The following is a 20341-nucleotide window of genomic DNA, read 5'->3' as shown; positions in this document are numbered from 1 at the left end:
TAATACTCCTTTCAAATTAAACAGTTTGTAATAGCTTTACCGGGCGATAAACAGAAATGACCGAATCCGGACAAACATGGGCACACTTTGCACAACTTATGCAATTCTCTTGATTCACAACCGTTGCTGGTCGGTACCCACTTCCATTTAAATAGTCGGCTAGAAAAATGACATTTGTTGGACAGACCTGGACACATAGGCTGCATGATTTACAAATCTTCTCATTAAAAACGACTTTTTTCTCCAAGGAAAGTCTCCTCCTTTTCCCAAGGTAATTTCATAAACCGTTTGATAAAAACAACATCATGTGTTTTCTGAAAATCCTCTGCCTCTTGTTTTAAAGCAACTGAAATAGTGGAATATAAAAATGGTATCTCCAATTCTTCCGACAATCTACTGCTTAGAGCAAACCCCTTTTCAACATCCTTTATTGTGGTTTCGGAGCCAATATTAGAATTATTAATAATACCTGTAACCTTTAGCCGAGAGGATTTCTCTATTTGTTTAATCGTAAATGCCGCGCCTTCAAGCGAACTAACAAATGGACGATTCCCATTTAAGACAAAAAGTAATTCTGGGCTAAGATCCTTCCATTCAAGATAATATTGCCCTAATGCTTTTGCCCCGTCTTCGTCCCCACCGGCATCGACGATTAATTGATACCGAAAGTCATGGAGAACCCGATAAATTTCCCCCGTGACAATTGGGAGATCGGCTGTTGCCAAACGATTGCTTGGGGCAAGTAATTCAATGTTTTGCTGTTGAAGAATCGCGGCTACATCTCGTGAGCGGAAGTAAGGATTAATGATATCTAAATCATTTATAGCTACTTTTTCATATTTTTGTCTTTTTGCTAATGCCAAATTAATGGAAATCTCCGTTTTACCACTTCCAAAGTGACCAGCTAAAATGGTAATTCTCTTATCTGTCCTTAACAATCAAATCACACCCTTCCACAAAAAAGAAAACGTTTACAAATAAGCGTATAGGAAAGTATTCCAAGTTCATTTCTGCTTCTATTATAAGTCAAACAAGATATCTATCGCTTTGAATAATGTCACACTTCACCGGATTGTCATAAAGTGAACTTCTCTGGCTAGAAAGGAGGACCTCGTTAAGGTCGGATAAATTAGTCAAATAAACTAATACTATGACTACACAAAACATGAAATGGGAGGTTTTCTGAGTGGACAAAAAAAAGATTCCATACCTGTTAATTGGATGCTTCCTTTTTTGGCTTTCTTGCTCTTCTCTTTCATTTGCAGCGGATTCAACTCCTCAAACTATGGTGGAGTTGCGGATCCTTGAAACGACTGATTTACATGCTGAATTGGTCAATTATGATTATTATCAAACAAAAGTTGACAATCGAATTGGTCTCGTCAAGACGGCTACTCTTATCAATGAGGCCCGGAATGAAGCAAAAAATACCTTATTGTTTGATGATGGTGATCATTTAAAGGGAAATCCACTGGGAGAGTATCTAGCTAGAATCAGAGGAATGCATAAGGGAAAAACACATCCAGTATATCGGGCGTTTAATTATTTGAATTATGATGCCATCGCGATTGGAAATCATGAATTCAATTACGGTTTAGGATTTTTAATGACTGCGTTGAAGGGGGCAAAAATGCCTGCTTTAAACGCAAATGTATTTTCCGTTAAAACAAACAAACCCCTATTTACACCCTATACTATTTTAAAAAGAAATGTCGTTGACGAAAATGGCAAACAGTATCAGTTGAATATTGGCGTGATAGCCTTTATGCCTACACAAATAATGAAGTGGGACAAAGCAAATCTAGAAGGAAAGGTCATCGCCAAGCCTATTGTAGAAACAGCAAAAGAATTTGTTCCGATTATGAAAGCAAAGGGCGCCGATATTATCGTTGCCCTAGCCCATACCGGCATCAGCAGCGAGCCATATCGCCCTGATTCGGAAAACGATGCCTATTATTTGACAATAATTCCTGGTATTGATGCGATTTTATCTGGCCATTCTCATAGTGTATTTCCAGGTCCTGTCTTTCAGGATATTAAAAATACAAACTTGAAGACAGGTCAAATCAATGGAAAGCCTGTCGTCATGGCAGGTGCATTTGGCAGTCGACTTGGAATTATTGATTTACAGTTATGGAATCATGCTGGAAAGTGGGAAATCGTAACGGGGAAGGCCTTGACTAGACCGATTGCGGATGAAAATGGAAAGGCCCTTGTAAAAACAGATAAAGGACTTTTTAGGTTGGTGAAGCGAGAACATGAAGAGACCGTTGATTTTATTAAAAAATTAGGCTTGTAAGAAGATAAATAAGTATCATGCTTTACAACCAGAGTATAGAGTAATAAAATAAAGCCTATAATACATATATTGAATTTAAGGGTGGAGTCTGTCAATACAGGCTCCTTTTTGCATTTTTCAATGTTTGTAAAATACATACGAGAGAAGAGGTCGATACATGTCAACGCAAGCAATCGTTGCTATAGGCGTATTTCTTATTACTTACGCCTTTATAGTGACAGAAAAGATTCACCGCACCATTATTGCAATGGCGGGTGGGATCATGATGGTATTACTAGGGATAGTCGGTCAGGAAACGGCCCTCCATCATATTGATTTTAATACCCTTGGCTTACTCACAGGAATGATGATTATCGTGGCCATCACTTCTGAAACAGGACTATTCAAATTCATCGCCATTTGGGCAGCAAAAAAAGTGAAGGGAGATCCTCTCAAAATATTACTCGTTCTTGGAATCATTACCGCATTAGGATCCGCCTTTCTAGATAATGTTACAACCGTCCTTTTAATGGTTCCGGTTACCTTTAGTATCACAAGACAATTACGAGTAAATCCAATCCCATTTTTAATTACAGAAATTATCGCGTCCAATATCGGTGGGACTGCCACCTTAATTGGCGATCCACCTAATATCATGTTGGGAAGTGCCGTAAAAGAGTTAACCTTTATGGCGTTTATCAATAACTTAACGGCCATTTCATTTTTTATCTTATTTGTTAATATTGCTATCCTTGCTTTTATTTATCGGAAACAGCTTCATACGTCCGAAGAATTAAAGGCGAACCTTCTAGACTTAGATGAGAAAGAGGAAATAACGGATAAAAAGTTATTAATAAAGTCGTTATTCGCCCTGTCGTTTACGATTATAGGCTTTTTCCTTCATCAGCTCCTACATATTGAATCTGCGACAGTTGCTTTGGCGGGGGCCTTTCTTTTGCTTCTATTAACTGGAGAAAAACATTTAGATAAGTCTTTTTCTAAGGTTGAGTGGACAACTATTTTCTTTTTTATCGGCTTATTTGTACTCGTTTCAGGCTTAATAGAAACAGGAGTTATCTCCCTTTTAGCAGATTATTCCGTACATCTAACGGGAGGAAATGTAACTTCTACATCAATTTTAATTCTCTGGATTAGTGCCATTGCATCGGCTTTTATTGATAACATCCCTTTTGTTGCCACGATGATCCCAATGATCAAGGATATGGGAGAGCTTGGTGTAAATAATTTAGAACCACTTTGGTGGAGCCTTTCATTAGGGGCATGTTTAGGGGGAAATGGCACATTAATTGGAGCTAGTGCGAACGTTATTGTTGCAGGACTCGCTGCTAAAGAAGGATATCCGATCTCATTTGGAAAGTTTTTATTCATTTCTTTTCCACTCATGATTCTTTCCATCGTGATTTGTACGATCTACATTTATTTACGCTATTTAATCTAGGGGGGTTAACAATGAAGCTAGAGTATGTCTATGATAAAAAACTTCTATCTTTAAAAGAAGCAGCTAACGAGAATGATATTGAATTCTCAATAAAGTTGCTTGAGCCAGAGTTAAAAAACAGACTACAAAAAGTCCGTGAATATTTCGATGACAATGATGTATTAACAGATCTTCTTTACTACATTCATCCACAGAATAAGTATCAAGTAATTGTCAAAAAGGACTTTTACAACGAATTTATTATCCAGTTATTTCGCTTTCAACTCATACAAGCTATCCGATGGTCGTAAAAAAATACGGCTGCCCATTTACGGCTGCCGTATTTTTTATAGTATCAAAATTTATTTGTTTCGACTTTGAGAATTGTCCAGCTCCAGGCGCCTGGAGCTTTTCTTTTTATTCCATCCAGTTTGTATGGAAAACTCCATCCTTATCGATACGTTGATACGTATGGGCACCAAAATAATCACGTTGTGCCTGTAATAGATTCGCTGGCAATGTTTCCGTACGATAGCTGTCATAGTAAGCAACAGCACTCGCGAACGATGGGACAGGAATGCCACGCTCGATTGCGATCGAAAGCACTTGGCGCAACGCAGATTGATAGTTCTCAACAATTTCTTTGAAATATGGATCTAACAACAAGTTAGCTAGTTCTGCATCACGATCGTATGCATCCTTAATTTTTTGAAGGAATTGTGCACGAATAATACAACCGCCTCGGAAGATCATCGCAATATCACCATAGCGAAGATTCCAATCATATTCCTCAGATGCCGCACGCATTTGCGCAAAACCTTGGGCATACGAGCAAATTTTACTCATATATAATGCTTTGCGGACAGCTTCAATTAGGTCTTCCTTGCTGCCTTCAAATGGCTTTACTTCAGGACCAGTTAGGACCTTACTTGCTTTTACCCGTTCGTCCTTCATGGCAGAAATAAAGCGGGCAAAAACGGATTCGGTAATGATCGGTAACGGTACACCTAAATCTAAGGCATTTTGGCTTGTCCACTTACCAGTTCCTTTTTGACCAGCCGTGTCTAGAATCACATCCACCATTGGTTTGCCAGTCTCGTCATCTATCTTCGTAAAAATATCAGCAGTAATTTCGATTAAATAGCTATCCAGTTCCCCTTTATTCCAGTCTGCAAAGACGTTATGTAATTCATCAGCATTTAATCCAAGCACATTTTTCAAAATAAAATAGGCTTCAGAAATTAATTGCATATCTCCATATTCAATCCCGTTATGTACCATTTTCACATAATGACCCGCACCGTTTGGACCAATATAAGTACAGCATGGATCTCCCTCAACTTTAGCAGAAATGGCTTCTAGAATCGGCTTGACAAGGTCATAGGCTTCCTTTTTACCACCAGGCATAATCGCAGGTCCTTTTAAAGCCCCTTCTTCCCCACCGGATACCCCAGTACCAATAAAATGATAACCCGCTGTTTCGAGTTCTTTATTTCTGCGAATCGTATCTTGGAAGAATGTATTGCCACCGTCGATAAGAATATCGCCTTCTTCTAAGAATGGTTTTAACGATTCAATCGTAGCATCAGTGGCAGAACCTGCTTTAACCATTAATAAAATTTTTCGCGGTTTCTCTAAAGAATTGACAAATTCTTCAACAGTATGGGCTCCAACGAAATTTTTTCCCTCCGCTTCATTCTTTAAAAAGGCCTCTGTTTTATCGTAGGAACGATTAAAGACCGCAACAGAATAACCACGGCTTTCGATATTTAAAGCCAGATTTTTACCCATGACAGCTAATCCAATCACACCAATTTGTTGTTTAGACATTCCGTATCCCTCTTTCTATCTTTATTCATTTTACATATGAGGCAACTATCTATTATATAGTTTGCTCCATTAAAGAAGTATAACACTTATTTAATCAATCTATTTAATGATAAGTTTTGAAAAAGAAGAGGATCCTTTTTCAAAGTAGCCACGTAATGTTCAAGAACTTCACTCATTATGCAATATTGCCGATATAAATTTTCCTTATAATTAAGGTGATGAATTAACTAAATCTTGATAAGGTGTAAAGATATACTTGTACATGAAATATTCTTTCTATGAAATGCTAATCAAGGTATAGTATAATAGGACCGTTTGAATTCATTTGTTATACTTTGGCAAATAACATTGCCAGCCGCTACTAATCATACAGGAGATTATTCATGCTAAAAGATTTTATCACAAATGCGACACTGTTAATCGCTTCGTTCTCTATTATTGGAGCATTATTTAAGGATAAACCATTATCCTCCCATTCCTCCTTCCAGACTAAACTATACTGGGGACTTTGCTTTGGCATCCTTGGGAATATATTAATGTCATTTACAATTCAAATAAGTGCCAATAGTTTTGCTGATTTACGACACGTAGCCATTGTTATTGCAGCTGCCTTTGGTGGTGCTTTTCCTGCTATTATTGCTGCTGGTCTTATTGCAATTGGAAGAATTGTTTTATTCGGGTTTAGTGAATCGGCCATTATTCCTTCTATTGGCATGCTATTAATCGGTATTATATGTGGGGTTCTCTTCAATTTAAGATGCTCTCGTACCTTAAAGGCATTTCTTATGAATCTGTGCGGCTTGCTAATATTAACTATCATTTACCTTATTAAAATTGATGATCTTATTATCCTCAAACATGTCTTACCTCTACATTTTCTTATTTCTTTAATTGGTGGTTTTTTTGGTTACCATTGTTTTGTGTTTATCACAGAATCTAATCAGGCCCAAAATGAATTAAAGCAAAATATTATCAGGTTACAAGAAACCGAAGAACGGTTTCGGCTAATCGCTGAATACTCCAGTGATATGATTACCATGCATAATGAAAATACAGAGTACATTTATATTTCTCCCGCTGTAAGTGAAGTGATTCATTTTGAATATCCTGAGCTTCTCGGAAAAAAAATGGAGATGTTCATTCACCCGGAGGATGTGGAGCGAACCAATGAAATGTTCAAACTGGCACTGTTAGAAGGGACAGCTAATTCAACCTATCGTTACCTTTCCAAAATGGGTGACTATGTTTGGATTGAATCGACGCTTAAAAGAGTACCGTTTCAAGTGGATGGAAAAGTAAGAGTGATTAATGTGTCTAGAAATATTACCGATCGAAAATTAACAGAACATAAATTACAAGAAGCAAACGAGCTGCTAAATCGGTTATCCTATATGGATGGGTTGACAGGGATTTCCAATAGGAGATACTTTGATGAAACGCTTGAGAAAGAATGGGTTAATGCCTATTCAACCAACACACCGCTCACCTTGATCATGTTTGATATTGATTACTTTAAAAAATACAATGATACGTACGGCCATCCAGCAGGAGATCTATGCTTACAAACCATTGCTCAAACCATTAATAACGCAATCGTCGTTCCCTCTGATTATACTTTTTGCCGCTATGGTGGTGAAGAGTTTGCACTCATTTTAACATCCAAAGGGTTGCAAGAAGGAATAAAGGTGGCACAGCACTTACAAAATTCCATTCGATCACTTCACATTCCACATGAAGGATCAGAAATATCCAATCAGATCACCTTAAGTATAGGACTTGCAACAAAGATTCCTACTTCACCATCAGAACCGGAAAAGCTAATTGAAGCGGCGGACACTGCCTTATACTTATCCAAAGAAAATGGCAGAAATACAATTTCAACAAACTAAGAAATACACAGGATTCGGACTGGCCACGTCTCGAAGTCAATTTTCATACTATCACTCTTGAGGGGGAAAGGAAGATGAATTTGCATCCTACCTTTCCCCACTCTTTCCTAAAATTCGATATTTATCTAAATATTTCGCAAATTTTCTTGTAACTTTCGATAAATAAATGTAAAATTTCCCTATTAGCATTTATGGATGGTGAAGAAAATGGAAATTACGCAACACCTTTTCTTAAATCTCTCCTTATTAATTATTGTCTTATTCATTTGTTTAATTATTCTTGAGAAAAGGCAACAATTTTCCCTATCTAGATTTGGAATTACATGCTTGTTTATCGTCATTTTATGGCTTTGTATTCAATTTTCTTATAATCCCATCCCATCCGTCAGGTATGATTTACGGCTTATTCCAATCGTGCTCGGTGGACTTTATGTTGGAATAGGTCCCATACTAGTTGTAGCCCTGATCATCCTACGTTCCTTTTACGGGTTACATTTGGGTTTCTATCAAACCATTATCCTTTATCTACCGCTTTCCATTATTCTTTGGAAATTATATCCTTGGTTTTTGAAACAAGTCCCTGTTCGGCGGATCCTCGTTACTGTATGTATAGGGATGTGCCTCGGGGTGCTGACAGTCATCGGAATGACTTTTGCTAATACCCATGCCAACTTATTCGATGCTTGGTTTGCCTACCTTGTCATCCCATCGCTTGGTATCGGGATCATTTCCTATGGAATTGAATTTGTAAGAAAGATTAATGAAATGCAACAACAACTGATTAAAGCCGAGAAACTTAAAGCCGTCGAACAAATGGGGGCTGCGATCTCACATGAAATTAGAAATCCACTTACGGCTGCTAGTGGCTTTGTCCAGCTTCTCGAGGATGATTACCTTTCAAGGCATAAAAGAAGAGAATACTTATCCATCGTAAAAGAGGAATTATTCTCTGCTGAACGGGTCATACAAGATTATTTGACATTTGCTAAGCCTTCTTTAGAGCAGTTTGAAGAATTGAATGTAAAAAGTGAACTCCGCCAAATTATCAATATCCTACAACCATTAGCCAATCAAAATTCAGTTGAGATAATCACTGATTTTTCTGTTATAGGTTTTATTAAAGGAGACGGTCAAAAATTTCGCCAGTGCTTTGTAAATGTCCTCAAAAATGCGATTGAATCCATGCCTAATGGCGGATATCTAAGCATTTCTACTGAATTTAGCCAAAGTTATGTAACGATTAAGGTGAAAGATACAGGGGTAGGTATGAGTAGCAAACAACTGGAGCGCTTAGGAGAACCCTTTTATTCCACTAAAGGAAAAAATGGGACCGGCTTAGGGATGATGGTCGTTTATAGCATCGTCCGTGCAATGGATGGTTCAATCAGCGTTGAAAGTGAAATGGAAAAAGGAACAACCTTTCTTTTTGAATTCCCTACAATTCCTTCCATTCTAATGAATGAACAAACCGGTAGAGCCTAAGCTGCTACCGGTTTTTTTTCATTGAAAAAGATCCCTTCGAGTTAACTAATACTATTATTTCCCAATAAACATTTGCGTCCAATGTTTGCCGGAGTCTTCAAATCCCACGCCAATATGAGTGAAATTTGCGCTTAAAATATTTTTGCGATGCCCTTCACTGTTCATCCATGCTGTAACAACTTCCTGCGGTGTCCGTTGCCCTTGTGCGATATTCTCACCAGCAGATTTGTAGGTCACTCCAAAATCTCTCATCATGTCAAATGGGGAACCATAGGTCGGGCTCGTATGAGAAAAATAATTATTTTGCTGCATATCCACTGACTTCTTCTGAGCTACACCATTTAATTGTGAATCGGCCTTTAAAGCTGGCAGACCATTTTTACTTCTTTGGGCATTCGTTAAGTCAATCACTTGTTGAACGTATTGACTAACGTTTCCAGCTGTTGATGCTGGAGTTTGTGTTGTTGTCTTTGGAGTCGTTGGGGGCGTCTGTTTTGGCGCCGGCTGTGTTTGCTTTGGAACTGGTGCCGGTGCTATAGCTTTAGGATTTTGAATTTGCGCCTGTGTATTCGGCTGTCCTTGTTGGATGGCTCCACTTCTAGGATCGATGCGAATAAATTGATATTTTGCATCGCGGATGACTACTGCCCGTGTATGTGGATACTGACTGCTATTCAAGTTTGTTTGGTAAGCAGAAATCATGTCATCGTTATTCCGTTTGACTTTATTCGTATTATCAAACATGTTCCGATCCCAATCACTATCATTATTGTCACGATTGGTGTAATCCTCAGTTAATGGTCCATTATGATCAATTCCATCATCTCGACCATTCCGAACATTTACAAAATCGTTATCGTTATTATTTGTATTCATTCCTACCCGATTTGTCGTCTGATCATTAACGTCATTGCTGTCATTGTTATTACATGCCGCTAACCCCATCGTTAAAAATCCCGTTAATAGGATTCCCATGGTTTTTTTTATCAATTGAAATACCCCCTTTGAAGAAAATTTTCTTGCCTTCTTATTTTTGATTTTTTCAAGGAAAGTATTAATGGTAATAAACGTCTGTAGGTGAAACATAAAGAATGCGTATGAATGCTAAAAAAGCCAAATAGATGCGAGCGCACCTATTTGGCTTTTTGATAAAATTTATCGTTTCATGTGTATCATAAATTTATATCGATCTGCACGATAAACAGATTTAACAAATTCAACAGGAGTACCATCATGAAGATAGGTATTTCTTTGAATTAGCATGACTGGCGCCCCTTTTGCAATGTGTAACAATTTCGCTTCATTTTGACTGGCAATTGCAGACTCAATAAGCTGTGAAGCACTATCAATAGTTAAATTTAATTTCCCTTCGACATAGGCATAAAGAGAATGATTCACGATTTCTTCTGTAAGACCCTTGATGAGATTTGCCGAAATATAATTTTTTTCCAATGCCATTGGGACATCGTCTGCCATACGAATCCGGGTAATTTCATAAACAGGACCATACTCTGGAATTTTCAGTTGGCCAGCAACCTGATTGGAAGCTGGAATAATTTCAAAGTTAATCAGCTGGCTTCCTGGTGTGAGTCCTCTTGCTTTCATATCTTCCGTAAAGCTAGTTAGTCCTTGTAGCGGCTGTTCAATCTTCCGCTCGGCAACAAAGGTCCCCTTCCCTTGCAACCGATACAAAAAACCAGCGTTCACGAGCTCGGTAAAGGCCTGCCTGACTGTCATTCGGCTAATTTGATACTTTTCGGCATACTCTCTTTCTGGAGGAAGTGCATCACCAGGCTTTAACACACCCTCTTCAATTAACTCTTTTATATGCTCTTCAAGCTGATAGTAAAGTGGAATGGGGGAATTTTTGTTTATCATTCTCCTTTTTTCACCCTTCTCATTAAACTGGACCCATTCAGGCTTCATAAGGTTTTGTTAAAATGCCTGTTGATTTCCGCCCCAATCAACTAGTAAGCAAAAATCAACAATGAGCATTTATATAGCTTTCATAAAAATAATTAATAGTACTTTAAGTATATTAACTGTGTATCTTTAACCCTGAAACGGCTGCTTTATCCGCAATAATTGTAACACATGGATGATTTTTCAACACGGATGCAGGAAAACTTTCCGATACATTTTCTGTTAAAAGCTTGCTCATTGCCTCTTTTTTACTGGCACCAGACACGAGAAGAAGAATTTCTTTACTTTTCATGATCGTTGCTATTCCCATTGTAATCGCCTTTGTAGGCACGTCCTCTACTCGATTAAAAAACCTGGCATTAGCTTTAATCGTAGACGGTGCTAAATCAATTACATGGGTTTTCGTGTTAAAGGATGTTCCTGGTTCATTGAAACCTATATGGCCGTTGCTGCCAATGCCTAGAACTTGAAGATCGATTCCACCGTGTTTAGCAATTAATTGCTCATAGCGACTGCATTCCTCTTCTAAATCGTTACCATCTCCACATGGGACATTCGTATTATCTTTCTTAATATCAATATGATTAAAAAAGTGATCATCCATGAAATAGCGATAGCTATTCTCATTATCACCGGAAAGTCCAACATACTCATCTAAGTTAAAGGTTGTTACGTCTCGATAGGAGGTACTGTTCTTTTTGAAATCCGCGATTAAATTTTCATACGTTCCAATTGGCGTTCCACCAGTGGCAAGGCCCATATTCAGTGTTGGACTTTTACAAACTTTTTCAATGATATATTCGGCGGCCTTTTGGCTCATTTCTGCGTAATCTTTTACTTCAATAATATTCATATTATTTTTCCTCCCGTTTATAAGCTAGTGTTCCCCGGCAAAATGTCATAAAAACATCCATATTATCATCAAGGATGACGATGTCTGCGTCCTTACCAACTGCTATGCTGCCCTTCCTATCATAAACATTTAACTGTTTGGCTGGATTGACTGACGCCATGACGATGGCTTCCGCTAGTGAACATCCGGTATAGGCTAATATATTTTTTACTGCATGCCCTAATTTTAAAATACTCCCAGCAAGAGTCCCATCAGCTAGAACTGCTTTTCCATCTTGAACAATTACCTCTTGTCCACCGAGTTCATACATGCCATTCTTCAAACACTTTGCCCGCATTGAATCGGTTATTAATATTAATCCTTCACTCTGCTTCGTTTTGAAAGCAAGATTGACCATCTCTGGGTGAACATGGACGCCGTCCACTATGATTTCCGCTGTTAATTCTTTACGTAAAAAGGCGGCCCCCACAACTCCTGGTTCACGATGGTGCAGTCCTCTCATTTGATTAAAAAGATGAGTGACATGATTTGCCCCTGCAACAATGGCATCATTTACTTCTTCATAAGTGGCATCTGTATGACCAATGGAGGCAACGATGCCGTTTTCCTTTAAATAGTGAATCATTTCAAGTCCACCTGGCCGTTCTGGTGCTAAGGTGACAAGTTTAATCTTTCCTTTGGACAGCTTTTTCCACTCTTTAAATAAGGCCAGATCTGGATCAATAATATGCTGAACGGGCTGTGCTCCTGCTTTATTTGCGTTCACAAACGGCCCCTCAAGATGAAGCCCTAGTACCTCTGCTTTCCCTTCGGAAGCCTGTGTTTCGATATATTCTCCAGCATTGACGAGTGCTTTTTCAATTTGTTTACCATCTTGGGTCATAGTTGTCGCTAAAAAACTCGTCGTTCCTTCTCTAGGCAATGCCGTAACCATTGTATCCAATGCATCCTTTGTTCCGTCCATTGTGTCTGCACCATTAACGCCATGAATATGAACATCAATAAAACCGGGAACCGCATGAAATTGACTTGGAACTTCTATTACCTCAACCCCATCTTCATTAACAGGTTCCGCTAATGAGCCAAGTTCAGCTATTTTTTGATTCATTATTTTTATATATCCATTTTCAATCACATGGTCTTCTGAATAAATTCGAATTCCTTTAAGTAAAATAGAAGTATCCTTTGGAGTCATTTTTAAAAACTTCCTTTCAGGTTATAGCTTTAGTTTAGCATCACCAAGTTCTAGTTGTCTATACCAATTTGATGTTTCTAAATGGTATACAAAAAAAATTCACTTTTTATCCACATAACTAATGAATTGACTTTAGCATATAGACGGGTCCGGATATTGGTATAGACATCTATATTTACTTGTCAATGAACCCTGGCCATAAAAAAATCGACAGGCACATCGTCCTGTCGATCTTTTTATGCATACAATTTTGATTCTTCTGCTTGGAAAAAGCTCTTCATTGCGTGGAATACATCTGCTTTTTGCTTTAGGATAAAATATCGGAACTGCTCATCCTTAATGTTCTTGTATGCTGACATTAATGTGGAATGACGATTGTACTGATTCACCTCTCCGTACCCGAACATGTTAGACAACTTCATTAGTTCTTCTACAAGCTTCACACAGCGGGCGTTATCCGATGTGAGATTGTCACCGTCTGAAAAATGGAATGGATAGATGTTGAACTTTCGTGGATTATACTTAGAATCAATGATCTCCAGGGCTTTGCGGTATGCGGATGAACAAATCGTTCCACCGCTTTCTCCTTTCGAGAAGAAATCCTCTTCCGAAACAACCTTTGCTTCCGTATGATGAGCGATAAACTCAATTTCAACTGTTTCATATTTCGTTCGTAAAAAACGAGTCATCCAGAAGAAAAAGCTACGTGCCATATACTTTTCCCATATTCCCATTGACCCACTTGTATCCATCATCGCAATGACGACCGCTTTAGAATCTGGTTTAATCACTTCATTCCAGGTCTTAAATTTCAAATCATCCTTGTAAATCGGGTGAAAGGCTGGCTTACCACTCATCGCATTTCGTTTAAAAGCAGACATCATCGTTCGTTTCTTATCAATATTCCCCATTAAGCCTGTTTTCCGAATATCGTTGAACTCAATATTTTCGATTAGATGTTCTGGTTCTTCTTTTTTCTTTAAATTAGGCAGCTCTAGTTGTTTAAACAAGGCTTCTTCAAGCTCCATTAAAGAAACTTCTGCTTCAAAGTAATCTTCACCTGCTTGATCACCTGCGCCTTGCCCTTTACCAGGTCCTTTTTGTGCACTGGATCCATCACGTGCTACTACATCACCGACTTGACTGTCACCGTCCCCTTGGCCCACGTGTTTGTTTTTGTCATAATTATAGCGAATTTTATATTCGTCTAATGAACGGATTGGAATTTTCACTACATCTCGACCATTAGACATGATAATGCTCTCTTCTGTAATTAAGTCAGGAAGATTGTTTCGAATCGCCTCCTGGACTTTTTCTTGATGCCGCTGCTGATCATCGTGGCCTTTACGGTGGAGGGACCAATCTTCTCTAGAAATCACAAATTGATGGTTATCGTCAGACATTATATACCCCTCCTTATGAAATTTTTTTACATCCATACTGCACACATTTTTTAAGATTTACATACTATAACGCGAGTGTAAAAATAAACCTAAAAGATGGATTACTTTATCCTATGCAGCATTCGCGAATAATTTACAAATAATTTTGACAATTAGGCTTTTGCCTATGATTTGGACAACCCAAAAGTAGTGAGACTGTCCGGATTAGAAATACTTAATGTGCCCGCATACTTTCCTATTGGAAAAAAAGAGACTGACAGATTCCTTCTGCCAGCCCCCTATTTTACTCCTCAGTTATCTATTCAATAAGCTGCCTACATACCTTAATAGTTCATTAGCTGATGATGAATTATAGCCATGTTCATCCACTAATCGCGCGACGACATCATTAATTTTCTTCAGTTGCTGCTCATCTGGGGTTTTCGAAGAAGTCGTAATCTTAACAACATCCTTTAGATCAGCAAACAGTTTCTTTTGAATGGCTTCTCGTAAGCGATCATGTGAATTATAATCAAACCGTTTTCCTTTTCTCGCAAAGGCTGAAATTCTGATTAATACCTCTTCTCTGAACGCCTTTTTGGCATTTTCAGAAATACCAATTTGTTCTTCAATGGACCGCATGAGCTTTTCATCTGGATTAATCTCTTCACCAGTTAGTGGATCACGAAGCTTTGCTTTGTTGCAATAGGCTTCCACATTATCAAGATAATTGTCCATAAGGGTCTTAGCTGACTCTTCATAGGAATAAACAAATGCTTTTTGGACTTCCTTCTTAGCAATATTATCATACTCTTTTCGCGCTAAAGAGATATAATTCATATAGCGGTCACGGAGCTCAGCCGTAATGGATGGATGTTGATCCAACCCGTCTTTTAATGATCTCAGTACATCAAGGGCATTTATCGACGGTACTTCTTTTCGAATAATGGTGGACGAGATACGATTGATCACATAACGAGGATCAATTCCGCTCATCCCTTCATCTGGATATTCGCGTTTTAACTCCTCTACATCCGCCGAATTAAATCCTTCGACGCTTTCACCATCATATAGGCGCATTTTCTTCAGAAGATCAATATCTCCTTTTTTCGGCTCCTTTAAGCGGGTAAGAATCGTAAACATCGCAGCAACCTTTAAAGTATGCGGTGCAATGTGAACATTCGAAACATCACTTTCATTAATCATTTTTTCATATATTCTTTCTTCCTGTGACGCCTTTAAATTGTACGGAATCGGCATGACGATAATACGAGAATGCAGAGCTTCATTTTTCTTATTAGAAATAAAAGAGCGATATTCTGTTTCATTCGTGTGTGCGACAATTAGCTCATCTGCACTAATTAAAGCAAACCTGCCTGCTTTAAAGTTGCCCTCTTGTGTTAAGGACAGCAAATGCCAAAGGAATTTCTCATCACATTTCAACATTTCTTGGAATTCCATCATCCCACGGTTAGCTTTATTTAGCTCGCCATCAAAGCGGTAGGCACGCGGATCTGATTCAGAGCCGAATTCGGCGATGGTTGAAAAGTCAATACTACCTGTTAAATCAGCGATGTCTTGTGATTTCGGATCGGAGGGACTGAAGGTTCCAATCCCGGTCCGTTTATCTTCTGAGAAGAAGATTCTCTCGACCAAAACATCTTCAATTCTACCACCATATTCTTGCTCAAGACGCATCATATTCAATGGTGAAAGATTACCTTCTATGCGAATTCCATATTCCTCTTGGAAATCCGCTCGCAAATGATGTGGGATTAAATGAAGTGGATCCTCATGCATGGGGCATCCTTTGATAGCAAAAACAGAGCCTCTATCCGTATGTGAATAGGATTCTAAGCCCCGTTTTAACATAGTAACCAGCGTCGATTTACCACCGCTTACCGGGCCCATTAAGAGTAAAATACGCTTTCTTACATCCAATCTCTTTGCTGCCGGATGAAAGTATTCCTCCACAAGCCTCTCCAGTGATTCTTCTAGTCCAAATAATTGATTGCTAAAGAAATTATACTTTTTCGTCCCTTTTACTTCTTCAATCCCGGCATCCTTGATCATATTATAAACTCGAGAATGTGCAGATTGTGCTACCCATGGCTTTTCCTTTAACAGCAGTAAATAATCAGCGAATGAACCTTCCCAACGCAATTTTTCCTCTTCTTCTCGATACATCTCGATTTTTTTTAAAATATCCATAAGGACCTCCCCCTGTAGCTTTATCAGAGACGATTAATATACTCTATGCATCAAAGAACTTGAACATGCGTAACCTGTGCGAGTTACTGTCTATCTTTTTTATTTCAATAATAGGAATAATGGTCTTTTCATTTTATAAAGTTAGGCTATAATAAGACTAAATGGAGATTTTTAATTATTTTCGTTTCAAAGGGGGCCATACATAATATGAATACGTTTATCGTCATTTTAGTAATGGTTGCATTCTTAGCAGCAATCTTCACATCAGGGTATAACGACAAACCAGGTACAAAGTAAGATAGTAGTTGGACAGTAGAACTGAACAATCTGAAAAAATGGCTGCCACGATGGCAGCCATTTTTTCATTGCAAATCTAGCTTATTTTTTTGGATAAATTCTTTCATATACATTCTATTTTGCTTGGAGAGCATTTGGGCTATTTGTTCACTCCAGCGATCGGTTCTTTGCCCCTCTGTTCTTTTTTCATAGTAGCTAGATATCAACGCATCATATTCATCAAGTTGACGAATGAATTTCTGCTGATCCTGCTCATATTCATCCTCATGATAGACATGTTCTAATGGAAGCCTTGGTTTTTGGTCCGTTATTTTAGTTGGATAGCCGACAGCTAAGCCAAACAAAGGGATTACACGGTCTGGTATTTTTACTATCTTCTTAACCTCTTCCAAATGATTGCGGATTCCACCTATGTAACAAATACCTAGCCCCATCGATTCTGCTGCAAGGGCTGCATTTTGCGCCGCTAAAGAAGTATCGATAAGAGCAACCATAAATTTCTCAGTACTTTCAAGTGCTGGAGTGACATTACGTTGCTCCTTTTCCCCAATGACCGTATGCCGATAAAGGTCCGCACAAAAAATAAAAAAGTGGCCATTTTTTTCAACGTATTCTTGATTACCAGTCAGTTCAGCCAGCCTTTTCTTCTTCTCTTTATCCTTAATGCCAATAATAGAATAGGCCTGAATAAAACTTGAGGTTGCTGCTGCTTGCGCACAAGAAACGATCGTTTTAATTTGTTCATCCGTTAGTTGCTTGTCCTCAAAGTAGCGGATAGTACGATGATTGAGAATCGTCGAAATCACTTGATTCATAGGTATCTTCCTTTCTTTTGCAAAAAGAGACCCGATAAACGGGCCTCCTTTCCTTTATTTAAGATGGGCAAATGCCTGTTGTCGTAGCGCTTCATAAATAAGAATTGCAGCCGTATTAGATAAATTCAAAGAACGAATATTATCGGTCATTGGGATTCTCAAAGCTGTTTCTTTATTATTTTCAATGACTTCAGCTGGTAGACCCGTTGTTTCCCTTCCAAAAATGAAATAGTACTCCTTGCTTGGATCACTGTAATCAAAGCTGCTATACTGCTTTTTTCCAAATTTCGTTATATAAAAGAATGCCCCACCAGCATTCTTTTCATAAAAATCTTCTAATGAATCGTAATAAATAATATTTACGTATTGCCAATAATCCAATCCTGCTCTTTTTAACATCTTGTCATCTGTCGAAAAGCCTAACGGTCGGATTAAGTGCAAATTAGTATCTGTGCCTGCACAAGTCCGCGCAATGTTCCCAGTATTAGAAGGTATTTGTGGTTGATATAATACGACGTTTATTGCCATGAAGCTCACCTCATTTAAAAAACTCTATCTGCAATTATACCACTCTCAAACGTCCTTTCAAGAAAGAACCATCATGATTCGATAATCGAATAAAATTTGTATTTAATCCTTGGGGTATAGGCGGATGAATCCTCATATGCCCAGTACCGCATTCTGCTATTGTACGTATGAGCATTGACGAGTGGCATCCCATTGGCATCCTTTCCGGTAACAATCGTGTTATGGTTGAACCGTCCATCTCCTTCAAAATCGTAGCAAATGACATCCCCCAATAATAATTGCTCAGGACTGTTCAGTTCCTTGGCCCTTAAACCGCTTTTTGAATTGGATAAATACAATCGGAGTGAGTGTGCCACGGCCCAGCTATAACTCCAGTTATTTTTTTGCAGCCACCACCCACTTCCACGGTTTGGATAACCTCTCATCGGTGCCCCTCCAGTATGCAGACATTGCGAGATAAAGTTGGTGCAATCCACCTCGAACTTTTTATACGCAGGATTGTAGCTATTCCACCAGCGTTCCGCATATTGAACAGCCTTTAAACGGTCATACTGATAGCTCAGTCGTTCATCCTCTTCTACTGTTTGGTCAACTATCGTAGTTTCATGAAGTAAATCCTGTTCACCTAAACATTGGATTTCTTCATCCATTACCAAAGCACCTTTATAAAACTTTGCTAATCTAGCTTCCATTTCTTCTTCCATATATAGAATCCCTTTTTGCTTTATTAAATATTGATAATGGGCTTGGTATTTTATTACTTGAAAGTCATCTTCAGTAGACTCCTCGATAATCTTGCCTGACACCTTTACTTTTACCATTTCAGCTGCCCTTTTTGCTAAAGCTGCTTGTTTATTTTCTGCCTTTGGAAAAAATAATTTATGACTCCTTTTATTTGAGACAAATTGATTGACCCGCTGTTCAAATAAATCTTGAAGTAATTCTTGCATATACTTTCCCCCTTTCTTTTCATACATATGAAAGAATGAAGGATTTAACTATTAAAAAAAGAGCTAACCTAGGTGGTTTGCTCTGTTATCTTTTAATAAAGTGGAGGCCCTTTTCTATTTCAGTTTGAACTTCTTTATCCATCTCTTGATCTTTTGCCTTTTCTAGAGCTAATAAGGCCGCTTTTCCGCCTATTTTTCCAAGGGCCCAGGCTGCTGTTCCTCTTGATACGGGACTTGCCTCTTTCTCTAATACATCAATTAATTCTGGGACCGCACTTTCATCTTTAAAATGAGCCAGGGCAATGATCACATTTCGTTGAATGGGCTTTTTCCCACGCCAAGATCCTGAAACAGTTCCAAAAGCGTGTTTAAATTCCCGATTACTTAATTTCAAAATGGGCTTTAATAATGGCTTAGCTACCTCGGGATCAGGTTCCATTTCTTCATGAAAATGAAAATTCTTTCCCTTATTGACCGGACAAGCTGTTTGACAGGAATCACAGCCATAGACACGGTTTCCAATCTTTTCTCTAAATTCATCAGGAATAAATTCCTTTGTTTGTGTTAAAAAAGAAATGCAGCGCTGGGCATTAATCTGCCCCCCTTGGACTAAGGCACCTGTCGGACATGCCTCTAAGCACTTTGTACAGGTTCCACACTGATCTTCTATCGGCGTATCCGGTTCAAACGGGATACTCGTAATCATTTCACCAATATAAACATATGAGCCAAATTCCGGAGTGATTATCGCGCAGTTTTTTCCACTCCAACCAATCCCAGCTCTTTCAGCTACGGCTCGGTCAGAGAGCTCCCCTGTGTCGACCATCGATTTCAGTCGAGCGTCTGGAAATTTAGTAATAATAAAGTCTTCTAGCTTTTTTAGCCTGTCTCTAAGTATATGATGATAGTCAAGCCCCCATGAAGCTCGGCTGAAAATTCCTCTTCGTTCACCCTTTTTACTCTCGACACGAGTGTTCATTTTAGAAGGATAGGCTAGGGCGATAGAAATAATGGAACGTGGTTCCTCAAGAAGTAATGAAGGCGTGACCCGTTTATCAATATCAGGCTCTTCAAATCCTGACTGATAGCCAAGTTGCTGTTGCCTTTCTAAGCGATTTTTCAATTCTATGAAGGGATCTGCCGTTGTAAAGCCAACCTTATCAATTCCGATTTCTTGGCAATAAACTTTGATCTCTTCTTTTAACCCATTGACATCCATTGTCGACACCCCCTTTCCAACATAGATCATCTATGAAAGTTGTTAACATTA

At 38.5% G+C, this 20341-nt stretch carries 18 protein-coding genes; 5 read left to right on the top strand and 13 right to left on the bottom strand.

Going from position 1 to position 20341, the window contains the following annotated elements:
- Nucleotides 1-16: 16 nt before the first annotated feature.
- Together TY15_RS09315 and TY15_RS09310 are read right to left on the bottom strand one after the other, a co-directional pair.
- Nucleotides 17-247, bottom strand: a complete 231-nt coding sequence (locus tag TY15_RS09315) for a 4Fe-4S binding protein (protein WP_040204343.1) — start codon at nt 245-247, stop codon at nt 17-19.
- On the bottom strand, nt 225-938 hold the full coding sequence (locus TY15_RS09310; RefSeq protein ID WP_042374353.1) for a CpaE/TadZ family protein: 714 nt from the start codon (nt 936-938) through the stop codon (nt 225-227). The genes TY15_RS09315 and TY15_RS09310 overlap by 23 nt, the downstream gene beginning before the upstream one ends.
- A gap of 248 nt (nt 939-1186) precedes the next feature.
- Between TY15_RS09310 and TY15_RS09305 the strand changes: the two genes are divergently transcribed.
- The 3 genes from TY15_RS09305 to TY15_RS09295 all read left to right on the top strand — a co-directional run bounded on the left by TY15_RS09305 (nt 1187) and on the right by TY15_RS09295 (nt 4027).
- Nucleotides 1187-2299: a metallophosphoesterase gene (locus TY15_RS09305; protein ID WP_052353737.1), complete on the top strand. Its 1113-nt coding sequence runs from the start codon at nt 1187-1189 to the stop codon at nt 2297-2299.
- Nucleotides 2300-2456: 157 nt separating this feature from the next.
- Nucleotides 2457-3737 (top strand): ArsB/NhaD family transporter, encoded by a 1281-nt coding sequence (locus tag TY15_RS09300; protein ID WP_040204342.1) that lies wholly within the window; start codon nt 2457-2459, stop codon nt 3735-3737.
- An 11-nt stretch (nt 3738-3748) separates the two neighbouring features.
- A complete protein-coding gene (locus tag TY15_RS09295) occupies nt 3749-4027 on the top strand; it encodes a hypothetical protein (protein WP_040204340.1) in 279 nt (92 codons plus the stop codon).
- 106 nt (nt 4028-4133) lie between these two features.
- Here TY15_RS09295 and gndA read toward each other — a convergent pair whose 3' ends face one another.
- The gene (gene gndA / locus TY15_RS09290) at nt 4134-5546 is read right to left on the bottom strand and encodes an NADP-dependent phosphogluconate dehydrogenase (protein ID WP_040204339.1); all 1413 of its coding nucleotides are present in this window, start codon (nt 5544-5546) and stop codon (nt 4134-4136) included.
- Nucleotides 5547-5929: 383 nt separating this feature from the next.
- On the opposite strand from gndA, the gene TY15_RS23130 reads away from it, so the two are divergent.
- Together TY15_RS23130 and TY15_RS09280 are read left to right on the top strand one after the other, a co-directional pair.
- Nucleotides 5930-7435: a sensor domain-containing diguanylate cyclase gene (locus TY15_RS23130; RefSeq protein WP_052353736.1), complete on the top strand. Its 1506-nt coding sequence runs from the start codon at nt 5930-5932 to the stop codon at nt 7433-7435.
- Between the two features lie 207 nt (nt 7436-7642).
- A complete protein-coding gene (locus TY15_RS09280) occupies nt 7643-8917 on the top strand; it encodes a sensor histidine kinase (RefSeq protein WP_040204337.1) in 1275 nt (424 codons plus the stop codon).
- 54 nt (nt 8918-8971) lie between these two features.
- Here TY15_RS09280 and TY15_RS09275 read toward each other — a convergent pair whose 3' ends face one another.
- From TY15_RS09275 to queG, 10 genes are all read right to left on the bottom strand, one after another.
- Nucleotides 8972-9907 (bottom strand): CAP domain-containing protein, encoded by a 936-nt coding sequence (locus TY15_RS09275; RefSeq protein WP_392391393.1) that lies wholly within the window; start codon nt 9905-9907, stop codon nt 8972-8974.
- 165 nt (nt 9908-10072) lie between these two features.
- Nucleotides 10073-10795 (bottom strand): GntR family transcriptional regulator, encoded by a 723-nt coding sequence (locus TY15_RS09270; protein WP_040204399.1) that lies wholly within the window; start codon nt 10793-10795, stop codon nt 10073-10075.
- A 160-nt stretch (nt 10796-10955) separates the two neighbouring features.
- Nucleotides 10956-11693: a glucosamine-6-phosphate deaminase gene (nagB, locus tag TY15_RS09265; protein WP_040204336.1), complete on the bottom strand. Its 738-nt coding sequence runs from the start codon at nt 11691-11693 to the stop codon at nt 10956-10958.
- A 1-nt stretch (nt 11694) separates the two neighbouring features.
- A complete protein-coding gene (nagA, locus tag TY15_RS09260; protein ID WP_040204335.1) occupies nt 11695-12888 on the bottom strand; it encodes an N-acetylglucosamine-6-phosphate deacetylase in 1194 nt (397 codons plus the stop codon).
- Between the two features lie 236 nt (nt 12889-13124).
- Complete coding sequence (yhbH, locus tag TY15_RS09255) at nt 13125-14291, bottom strand: sporulation protein YhbH (protein WP_187373550.1); 1167 nt, start codon at nt 14289-14291, stop codon at nt 13125-13127.
- A gap of 294 nt (nt 14292-14585) precedes the next feature.
- Entirely contained in the window at nt 14586-16481 is a 1896-nt protein-coding gene (locus TY15_RS09250; RefSeq protein ID WP_040204333.1) for a PrkA family serine protein kinase, read from the bottom strand.
- A 362-nt stretch (nt 16482-16843) separates the two neighbouring features.
- Entirely contained in the window at nt 16844-17593 is a 750-nt protein-coding gene (gene nfsA / locus TY15_RS09245; RefSeq protein WP_040204332.1) for an oxygen-insensitive NADPH nitroreductase, read from the bottom strand.
- Nucleotides 17594-17647: 54 nt separating this feature from the next.
- Nucleotides 17648-18121: a tRNA (uridine(34)/cytosine(34)/5-carboxymethylaminomethyluridine(34)-2'-O)-methyltransferase TrmL gene (gene trmL / locus TY15_RS09240; protein WP_040204331.1), complete on the bottom strand. Its 474-nt coding sequence runs from the start codon at nt 18119-18121 to the stop codon at nt 17648-17650.
- A gap of 71 nt (nt 18122-18192) precedes the next feature.
- Complete coding sequence (locus TY15_RS09235) at nt 18193-19071, bottom strand: amidase domain-containing protein (RefSeq protein ID WP_040204330.1); 879 nt, start codon at nt 19069-19071, stop codon at nt 18193-18195.
- Between the two features lie 85 nt (nt 19072-19156).
- The gene (queG, locus tag TY15_RS09230; protein WP_040204329.1) at nt 19157-20290 is read right to left on the bottom strand and encodes a tRNA epoxyqueuosine(34) reductase QueG; all 1134 of its coding nucleotides are present in this window, start codon (nt 20288-20290) and stop codon (nt 19157-19159) included.
- Nucleotides 20291-20341 lie beyond the last annotated feature (51 nt).

Source organism: Neobacillus jeddahensis (assembly GCF_000612625.1).
Lineage (GTDB): Bacteria > Bacillota > Bacilli > Bacillales > Cytobacillaceae > Neobacillus > Neobacillus jeddahensis.
Note: the sequence above shows the minus strand (reverse complement) of the source record. Positions and strands in the feature narration are given on the sequence as shown.